This window comes from Stenotrophomonas sp. 278 (assembly GCF_003935715.1).
Lineage (GTDB): Bacteria > Pseudomonadota > Gammaproteobacteria > Xanthomonadales > Xanthomonadaceae > Stenotrophomonas > Stenotrophomonas maltophilia_AH.
Genome location: NZ_RHPP01000164.1, coordinates 1 through 7,993, shown reverse-complemented (window position 1 = coordinate 7,993; position 7,993 = coordinate 1). Strand labels below are relative to the sequence as shown.

The window sequence follows — 7,993 nt, the reverse complement described above, 5'->3', positions numbered from 1 at the left end:
GCACCGCCGAGGCGGGCAGCACCCAATGTCGCGGCAGGCCGCGCATGCGCGTGTCGAGCACGGGCTCCAGCTCGGCCGGCGACTGCGGCCAGGGCAGTTCGAGTACCGGCTGCAGCTGCCCGGCAGTGTCACGCTGCACGCGCAGCTGCTCGCCCTCACGGCTCAGCAGCAGCCGCGAACGCGACCAGCCCAGCGCCCACTGCCAGCGCACCGGCAACCAGGCCAGCAGCGACCGCCGCCACCAGCGCAGGCCATTGCCCACGCCTGGCGCGAGTCGCCCCCGTGCCTGCACCAGACTGTCCCGCCATGAAGTCATCGAGCTGCCATTCCCTGTTCCCAGCGAAGTACCGTGTATGCCGTTCCCGGCGTGCCTGCTGCGCCCCTGCGCACCACGGCGCGCAGTACTGAAACCCTGCCGCGCGGGTCCATCGCGCGGCTCTCGATACTATAAGTGCCGCTGCCCCCTGCGGGTGCCCCGGCGGTCACGTTTCCGTCTTCGTCACTGCCCTGCAGGCGTTCACGGTCGGCCAGCAGACGCTCGGCATCCAGCCCCAGCGCGCTCAGCACCGGGCCTGCGGCAAAACGCGGATCCGGGCGCGACTGCCGGCTGTACAGGGTCAGCAGTGGCTCGAGCCGTTCATACAATGCCGCGTCCATGCCCAGCACCCGCTGCAGCTCGCCCAGGGTTTCAAAGCGGGCATTGCGTGCGCCGTAGGGCCGTCCAGCGGCGACGTAATCGGCCGTTTCGGCACCGCCGCCGGGCTGTTTCAGGCTGTCTGGATCACGCCAGTCGATGATCGCGCCGGCCAGCTGCCTGGCGCGTGCGGGTTCGACCTCCACCGCTTCCAGCAGCCCGGTCAGCAGGGTGGCATCGGCCAGGTTGAGATTGACCTTGCCGTTCTCGTCGATGATGCGCAGGTCAATCGTGCGGTCGTCAAAGGACCAGCGATAACGTCGCCCGTCCGCGGTCCACGGCGGCTGCAGTGCATTGGGCTGAAGCCGGTACAGCGCATACTCCACGCCGGCGCGCGCATGTTCCTGGCCGATGGCGTCGTCGCCGCTCACCCGCTGCTGCAGGTGCTCGACGCGGGCGCTCAGCGCGAAAGCACCCACCACCGCGGTGAGCAGCGCGATCAGCCACAGCACCAGCACCAGCGCGGCACCACGCGTGGATCGACAGCGCAGCCGGCTCATGTACCGGCTCCTGCGCCGCGTGCACCGCGCGACTGCGACAGCGCGACGATCAGTGGCGGCCACGGTGCGCCCTGCTGCGGCGTGATGCGGATCTCCACGAGGTTGGGCAGGCGGCGGGTATCTTCCCAGCGGTCCTGCCAGTCGCCCAGCTGACCGGTGCGCATGTCGACCCCGCGATAGCGGAAGCGCACCTCGCGCAGCGCGTCGGCAAGCACTTCCGGTGGGCGCGGCGGCGTTTCGGCAATGCGTTCGCCGTTCTGCACGAGGGTCAGGCCCAGTTCAAGCGTCTGCGCATCGCCGCGGCCCCGCGCCTGCAGTTCATGCACATAGGGACCGCCCCGCCCCAGGTATCCGGGCAGCTCGGACACGAACACCATGTGCTGCGCCTCGCCCTGGAAGTACAGCGGTTCACGGGTTGGATCCGGCGGTTCGGCCGCGGTCGGCAGCGCCATGCTCAGGCGGCGGCGCAGAAAGCCTTCCACCGCACGCATGCGCTCGTTCTGTGCGGCGATGCGTTCGCCGCGCTGGGCGATGTTCATGGCCGAGCGCACCGTGGCAAACGCCATCGCCAGTCCGCCGACCAGCAGCACCGTGGCCAGCAGGACTTCGATCAGGGTGAAGCCACGCTGCAGACGTAGCGAGGTCATCGGGGCGCTCCGCTGGACGGCGGAAGCAGGCGCAAAGTGTGCCACTGCAGCTGTTCGCCCGCGCCTTCGCCCCAGCGTACCTGCAGCCGCAGTTCGGCCAGCTGTGGCCCGGCGGGTGCAACCGTGGCCGATGCCGGCACGGGGCTGCTGCGCGGTTCCACGAAAGGACTGATCTGCAGCTCCCAGGTGTAGCGACCGTCCTCCCACTGGCCCTGCTGCCGGCCTTCCTGCAGCGGTGTGTCGACGCCGGTCAGCGCCAGCAGCGACTGCGCGTGCAGCACCGCGCGGGTGCGCAGGTCGGCGTTGTGGACCTGGCGCGAGCCGCCGGAGAGGCTGCCCAGCAGCAGGGTCAGGGCGAGCGCCAGCAGGGCGAAGGCGACGATGACTTCGAGCAGGGAGTAGCCGCGCTGGTGCTTCATCGCAGGCGATCCTGGGCGGTGCTGGACCACGAAGCCACGCAGGGCGTGGCTCTACGGGTGAGGTATGCCGGCATCATTGGGGCTCCCGCACGGGGCCGGAGCGGACTTCACCGGTGATCCAGGCAACATCGATGCGCCAGAGCGCGCTGCGCACGCCCAGTTCGATGGTGCCACCACTGGAGCCTCCATCCGGATGGAAGGCAATGCCGCCCTGGCCCGTGCCTGCGGCCACCTGCGCGGCACCGTGGAACCGCACCTCCAGCGCCTCGGGCAGTTGCCCGTGACGACCGTTGGCCGCCTCCCAGCGCCGCGTGCGCGGGTCGATCAGAAAGCGCTTCATTTCACCGGTGGCAATGGCCTGGGTGCGGGTGTAGCGCAGCTGATTGGCCACTTCCTTGCCGGCATTGCGCAGTCGCATGCCGTCGATCCCGCCGTTCATGGCGCTGGCGGTGATCATTCCGATGATGGCGATCAGCCCCACCACCAGCAGCATTTCCAGCAGGGAAACGCCATGCACGGCGCGCGGCACCGGCGTGCGCAGGCGGCGCGTCATCCCTTGTGGCGAACGGGTCACGGCCAAGCGTGCTTACTCGTAGCGGATGTCCGCGTCATAGCTGCTGCCACCGACCTTGCCATCCTTGCCCAGGCTGATCAGGTCGAACGGCTGGCCCTCACCCGGGGCGCGGTATTCCAGAGCGTGGCCCCACGGGTCGCTCAGCTCGGCTTCCTTGGCGTACGGTCCCAGCCAGTTGCTGCTGCCACCCGGCTGGGTCACCAGGTCTTCCAGCTTGGTCGGCAGCTTGCCGGTGTCCAGCTGGTAGTTCTCGATCTTGCCGGCAATGGTCTGCACCTGCGACTTGGCGATGTTGGCCTTGCCCCGGTCGGCACCGCCCAGCACCCGGCTGCCGACGAGGGTCAGCACCGCACCGATGAGCACGATGACGATGATGATTTCGAGCAGGCTCATGCCGGCCTGGTGGCGGCGGGAAACAAAGCGGACCGGTTTGCGACGGTGGATCATGGAAGCTCCTTGCAGCGGGTCGTAAAGGTAGATGCCAGCGGCGTCAGCCAATGGCATTGGTAAGGTCATACAACGGCACCAGCACGGCGACGATCACCAGGCCGACCACCGAGGCCAGCACCAGGGTGATCACCGGCACCAGCGCCGACAACAGACGGTCAATGGCACGCGCGCTTTCCTGTTCGAAGGTGTCGGCGGTTTTGAGCAGCATGGTGTCCAGCGCACCCGACTCCTCGCCGACCTGGATCATCTGCAGGGCCAGGCGTGGAAAGCGCTTGCCTCGCGACAGCGCGGCGGACAGCCCATTGCCGTTCTTCACTTCGTCACTGGCGGTGTCGACATCGGCCGCCAGCGCGCGATTGCCGAGCACATTGCGGGCGATGCCCAGCCCGGCCAGCAACGGCACGCCGTTGCGCAGCAGGGTGCCCAGTGTGCGCGCCAGGCGTGCGGTTTCCAGTTTGGCGACCAGCGCGCCCACGCCCTTGCGCTCGAGCAACCAGCCATCGGCGGCAAGACGGAACGCGGGCTGGCGCAGCTTGCGGTCCATCAACAGCAGCACGATGCACGGCACCACCACCAGCACCAGCCAGTAGTCACGCACCAGCAGGCCGACGTTGAGCACCCATTGGGTGAACCAAGGCAGGGCGACATCCAGGCTCTCGTACATCAGTGCAAACTGCGGCACCACGTAGCCGAGCAGGAACAGCAGCGCGCCGCCCACTACGGCCAGCAGGATCGCCGGATAGATCAGTGCGTTGATCACCCGGCCCTTCAGTTCGCGGCTGCGCTCGAGATAGTCGGCCAGCCGCTGCAGGGTTTCATGCAGGCTGCCACCGGCTTCACCGGCGCGCACCATGTTGATGTACAGCCGCGAGAACAGACCATGCTGACGCTCCAGCGCGGTGGAAAGCGCGGCACCGCCGCGCACGATATCGCGGACGTCGGTGATCACCCGGCGGCTGCGCTCGTCCTCGGGTAGTTCCAGCAGGATGCTCAAGGCACGATCCAGCGGCTGACCGGCCCCCAGCAGGGTGGCCAGCTGCTGGGTGAACTGCACCAGCGCCGCGCCGTCGAACGGCTTGCGGCGCAGCAGCGTGGCCCAGGAGACCGCGGCGCTGCTGCCGTCGGCGGCCACCCGTGTTTCCATCGGCAGGTGCCCCTGGTCCTGCAGGCGTGCCGCCACCTCGGCTTCGCTGGCCGCCTCCATCTGGCCATCAAACACTTCACCGTGTGCGTTCAGCGCCTTGTAGCGGAACTGCGGCATGTTCAGCTTTCCTCGGTCACGCGCAGTACTTCCTCGATGGTGGTCTGGCCGGCCAGCGCCTTGGCCAGACCATCCTCGTACATCGTGCGCATGCCGGCTTCACGCGCGAGCTGTTCGATCTCGCCCATGCCGGCGCGGCGCATCACGGCGCGCCGCAGTGCGTCGTTCATCACCAGGAACTCCATGATGGTGGTGCGCCCCAGGTAACCGGTCGGAGCCAGTGCGGACGGCTGTGCGCGGTACAGGAAGATGTCGCCGTGCGGCTGCAGCCGGCGCAGCCCGAATTTCTCGATTTCCTCCGGCGAGGCGGGATACCGCTGTGCGTGCTGGGGCTCCAACCGGCGCACCAGGCGCTGGGCCAGGATGCCGTTGATGGTGGAGGTGAGCAGGTAGTCTTCCACCCCCATGTCAAGCAGGCGCGTGATGCCGCCGGCCGCGTTGTTGGTGTGCAGCGTGGACAGCACCAGGTGGCCGGTGAGCGCGGACTGGATCGCGATGCGCGCGGTTTCCAGATCGCGCATTTCGCCGATCATGATGATGTCCGGATCCTGGCGCACGATGCTGCGCAGGGCATTGGCGAAATCCAGCCCGATCTGCGGCTTGGCCTGGATCTGGTTGATGCCTTCGATCTGGTATTCGACCGGGTCCTCGACGGTGATGATCTTCACGTCGGGGGTGTTGAGCTGGCTGAGCGCCGTGTACAGGGTGGTGGTCTTGCCCGAGCCGGTGGGACCGGTGACCAGCAGGATGCCATGCGGCTGGTCCAGCACCTTGCGGAACTGCGGCAGGAACGTGTCGGTGAAGCCGAGGCGGTGGAAATCGAACACCACCGTATCGCGGTCAAGCAGACGCATGACCACGCTTTCGCCGTGTGCGGTCGGCACCGTGCTCACACGCAGGTCCAGCTCCTTGCCCTGCACGCGCAGCATGATGCGACCATCCTGCGGCAGGCGGCGCTCGGCGATGTTCAGCCGCGCCATGATCTTGATGCGGCTGATCACCGCCGCGGTGAGATTGACCGGCGGACTTTCGCCCTCGATCAGTACGCCGTCGACGCGATAGCGCACCTTCAGCCGGTTCTCGAACGGCTCGATATGGATGTCGGAGGCGCGCAGCTCCACCGCACGCTGGATGACCAGGTTCACCAGGCGGATCACCGGCGCTTCGGACGCCAGGTCACGCAGGTGTTCAATGTCGTCGACCGCGCTGCCTTCGCCGTCGGCGGTTTCGATGATCGCGCCCATCGCACTGCGGCCCTGGCCGAACCAGCGCTCGATGACGTCGTCGATCTCCGAGCGCAACCCGACATGCAGGCGCACCGGTGCGGCCATGGCCAGACGAACGGCCTCGGCGGCGTAAGGTTCCTGCGGGTCGCTCAGCCACAGATCCAGCACCCCGTCGTGCAGTGCCAGCGGGCAGACGTGGAACTGCTTGAGAAAGCGCAGCGACAACGGCAGCGCGTCGAGCAGGGATTCGGGTGCGGATTCGGCGACGTTTTTGGCTTCCAGGAGCGGCAGCGACAGCACGTCGGCGCATGCCTGGGCGTGGTCGCGCTCGGACACCAATCCGAGGCGCACCAGCAATGGCAGCAGTTCGCTGCCCGATTCGCGCTGCAGCGGACGCGCGCGCGCCAGGTCGGCGTCCTTCAGACGTCCGTTGCGGAGCAGCAACGCGACGATGCGGGACTCGGCGTCCTCGAGGGGTGCAGCTGCAAGATCGTGGGCTACCGCGTTCACGAAAGCTCTCCTGGCGACCCGGAGACTTTAGCAGTTCGCCGCGGTACGGATGACGGTGACGCAGACAGAAAGCGGGAGCCCGTCACAGGACGGACTCCCGCCGCACACCCCAGGGTGTGTTTACTGCACGGCCTGGATGCTCACGCCGCTGAACGCGGACTCACCCACCAGCTTGATGTAGTACGTGCCGGCGACCGGTGCGGTGAAACGCACGGTTTCGCTGTTGCCCGGACGCGACGACTTGGCATCGAAGTCGGTGCTGGTCGGCTCCTCGTCCGCACTCACATACAGCGAGACGTTGCCGCTGCCGCCGTAGGTGAGGAAGCTGAGCGTCTTGCCCGCCGTGGCTTCAAAGCTGTACAGCGTTTCGCTGCCACCCGCGCCACTCAGGCCACTCACCGCGGTGCGGTTGGTCAGCGGCGTGGCGTCCGGTGCGCAATCCACTTCGCACGGTTCTTCCAGTGCCTTGTCCAGCGCGGCCTTGGCGTCGACGATGCCGGTGCCGATCGGGGTCGCCGCCGGAATAGTGACCGGGAAGGTGCGTGCGGTCTGCTTGAGCAGGGTCTCCAGCTGCGCGGGCGTCAGCGGATCCTTGCCGGCCGAAGCCAGCGCACCCTGCACCAGGGCGGCGACGCCGGCCACGTGCGGCGAGGCCATCGAGGTGCCGCCCATGCCCATGTAGCTGTACTCGCCGGAGGTCGGCGTGGTCGCACCGTCGTAACCGGCCTGCCAGACATAGCCGCCCGGATTGCCATCCACGCTGCCACCGCCGCCCGGACCGGACAGGTCCACGGCGGTGCCGTAGTTGGAGTAGTAGGTGATGCCACCGGTGATGCGCGTTGCACCCACGGCAATCACGTTGGCGCAGCTGGCCGGACGGTAGTTGGAGGCATTCGAGCCGGCATTGCCGGCCGCCACCACCACGGTGGTGCCGCGCGATACCGCACCGTTGATCGCATCCTGATAGGCCGGGTCACATGCACCGCCGCCGCCCAGGCTCATGTTGATCACTTCAGCAGGATTCTGATTGGCCGGAATGCCGGCGACCGTGCCACCGGAGGCCCAGGTGATCGCGTCCGCGATGTCGGCGAGGTAGCCGCCGCACTTGCCGAGCACGCGCACCGGCAGCACCTTGGCCTTGTAAGCGACACCGGCCATGCCGAGCGCGTTGTTGGTGGCTTCGGCGACCGTACCCGAGACATGGGTGCCATGCCAGGAGCTGTCTTCGGCCAACGAGCCGGTGCCACACTCTCCGTCGTTTTCGACCCAGTCGCCGTAATCCAGCGCGCCCGGCACGCGTTCATCGGTCGGACGGCGGGAGGTTTCCGCGTCGCTGATGAAGTCATAGCCTTCCAGCAGGGTGTCGGCGGCAAAGTCCGGGTGGTCCGGCAGGATGCCGGTATCCAGCACCGCCACCACCACGCCTTCGCCCTGGGCCACGTCCCACGCGGCCGGTGCATTCACGCCACCGGTGGCGCTGCTGAGATGCCACTGGTACTGGGCGTAATACGGATCGTTCGGTACCAGCTGCTTGGTTTCCTTGGCACGCAGGTCGGCACGCTGCAGCTTGACGTCGGCCACGGCGTACTGGACCTGCGGGTCGGCCTGGATTTCCTTCAGCACCTTCTGCAGATCGGCCTGGCTGAGCTTGCCCTGCAGGCGGATCACATCGGCACCGGTGCCGAGGCGGCGCAGATGCTGCGGCGCGGCGG

Annotated in this window: 8 protein-coding genes and 1 pseudogene; all 9 read right to left on the bottom strand. The window is 67.7% G+C overall.

Going from position 1 to position 7,993, the window contains the following annotated elements; translation table 11 throughout:
* Positions 1-316 (bottom strand): annotated as a pseudogene (locus EGJ34_RS19095) (hypothetical protein); the annotation flags it as partial.
* On the bottom strand, positions 313-1,194 hold the full coding sequence (locus EGJ34_RS19090) for a type II secretion system protein GspK (RefSeq protein ID WP_125362035.1): 882 nt from the start codon (positions 1,192-1,194) through the stop codon (positions 313-315). The pseudogene EGJ34_RS19095 and the gene EGJ34_RS19090, both read right to left, overlap by 4 nt.
* Positions 1,191-1,841 carry a type II secretion system protein J gene (locus EGJ34_RS19085; protein ID WP_125362034.1) on the bottom strand — a complete coding sequence of 217 codons (651 nt, stop codon included), beginning with the start codon at positions 1,839-1,841 and terminating at the stop codon, positions 1,191-1,193. Before EGJ34_RS19085 ends, EGJ34_RS19090 begins: the two co-directional genes overlap by 4 nt.
* The gene (locus EGJ34_RS19080; protein WP_125362033.1) at positions 1,838-2,260 is read right to left on the bottom strand and encodes a prepilin-type N-terminal cleavage/methylation domain-containing protein; all 423 of its coding nucleotides are present in this window, start codon (positions 2,258-2,260) and stop codon (positions 1,838-1,840) included. The genes EGJ34_RS19085 and EGJ34_RS19080 overlap by 4 nt, the downstream gene beginning before the upstream one ends.
* A gap of 73 nt (positions 2,261-2,333) precedes the next feature.
* The gene (locus EGJ34_RS19075; protein WP_260477061.1) at positions 2,334-2,813 is read right to left on the bottom strand and encodes a GspH/FimT family pseudopilin; all 480 of its coding nucleotides are present in this window, start codon (positions 2,811-2,813) and stop codon (positions 2,334-2,336) included.
* Between the two features lie 33 nt (positions 2,814-2,846).
* Positions 2,847-3,281 carry a type II secretion system major pseudopilin GspG gene (gene gspG, locus EGJ34_RS19070; RefSeq protein WP_125362032.1) on the bottom strand — a complete coding sequence of 145 codons (435 nt, stop codon included), beginning with the start codon at positions 3,279-3,281 and terminating at the stop codon, positions 2,847-2,849.
* Positions 3,282-3,324: 43 nt separating this feature from the next.
* On the bottom strand, positions 3,325-4,545 hold the full coding sequence (locus EGJ34_RS19065; protein WP_125362031.1) for a type II secretion system F family protein: 1,221 nt from the start codon (positions 4,543-4,545) through the stop codon (positions 3,325-3,327).
* Between the two features lie 2 nt (positions 4,546-4,547).
* Complete coding sequence (gspE, locus tag EGJ34_RS19060; protein WP_125362030.1) at positions 4,548-6,281, bottom strand: type II secretion system ATPase GspE; 1,734 nt, start codon at positions 6,279-6,281, stop codon at positions 4,548-4,550.
* A 120-nt stretch (positions 6,282-6,401) separates the two neighbouring features.
* The coding region (locus EGJ34_RS19055) for a S8 family peptidase (RefSeq protein ID WP_125362029.1) at positions 6,402-7,993 on the bottom strand (1,592 nt) is incomplete at its 5' end.

Coding starts and splice junctions, on each gene's coding strand:
- EGJ34_RS19080 (WP_125362033.1), bottom strand. CDS start 2,260: ATGAAGCACCAGCGCGGCTACTCCCTGCTCGAAGTCATCGTCGCCTTC.
- EGJ34_RS19065 (WP_125362031.1), bottom strand. CDS start 4,545: ATGCCGCAGTTCCGCTACAAGGCGCTGAACGCACACGGTGAAGTGTTT.
- EGJ34_RS19085 (WP_125362034.1), bottom strand. CDS start 1,841: ATGACCTCGCTACGTCTGCAGCGTGGCTTCACCCTGATCGAAGTCCTG.
- gspG (WP_125362032.1), bottom strand. CDS start 3,281: ATGATCCACCGTCGCAAACCGGTCCGCTTTGTTTCCCGCCGCCACCAG.
- EGJ34_RS19075 (WP_260477061.1), bottom strand. CDS start 2,813: ATGACGCGCCGCCTGCGCACGCCGGTGCCGCGCGCCGTGCATGGCGTT.
- EGJ34_RS19090 (WP_125362035.1), bottom strand. CDS start 1,194: ATGAGCCGGCTGCGCTGTCGATCCACGCGTGGTGCCGCGCTGGTGCTG.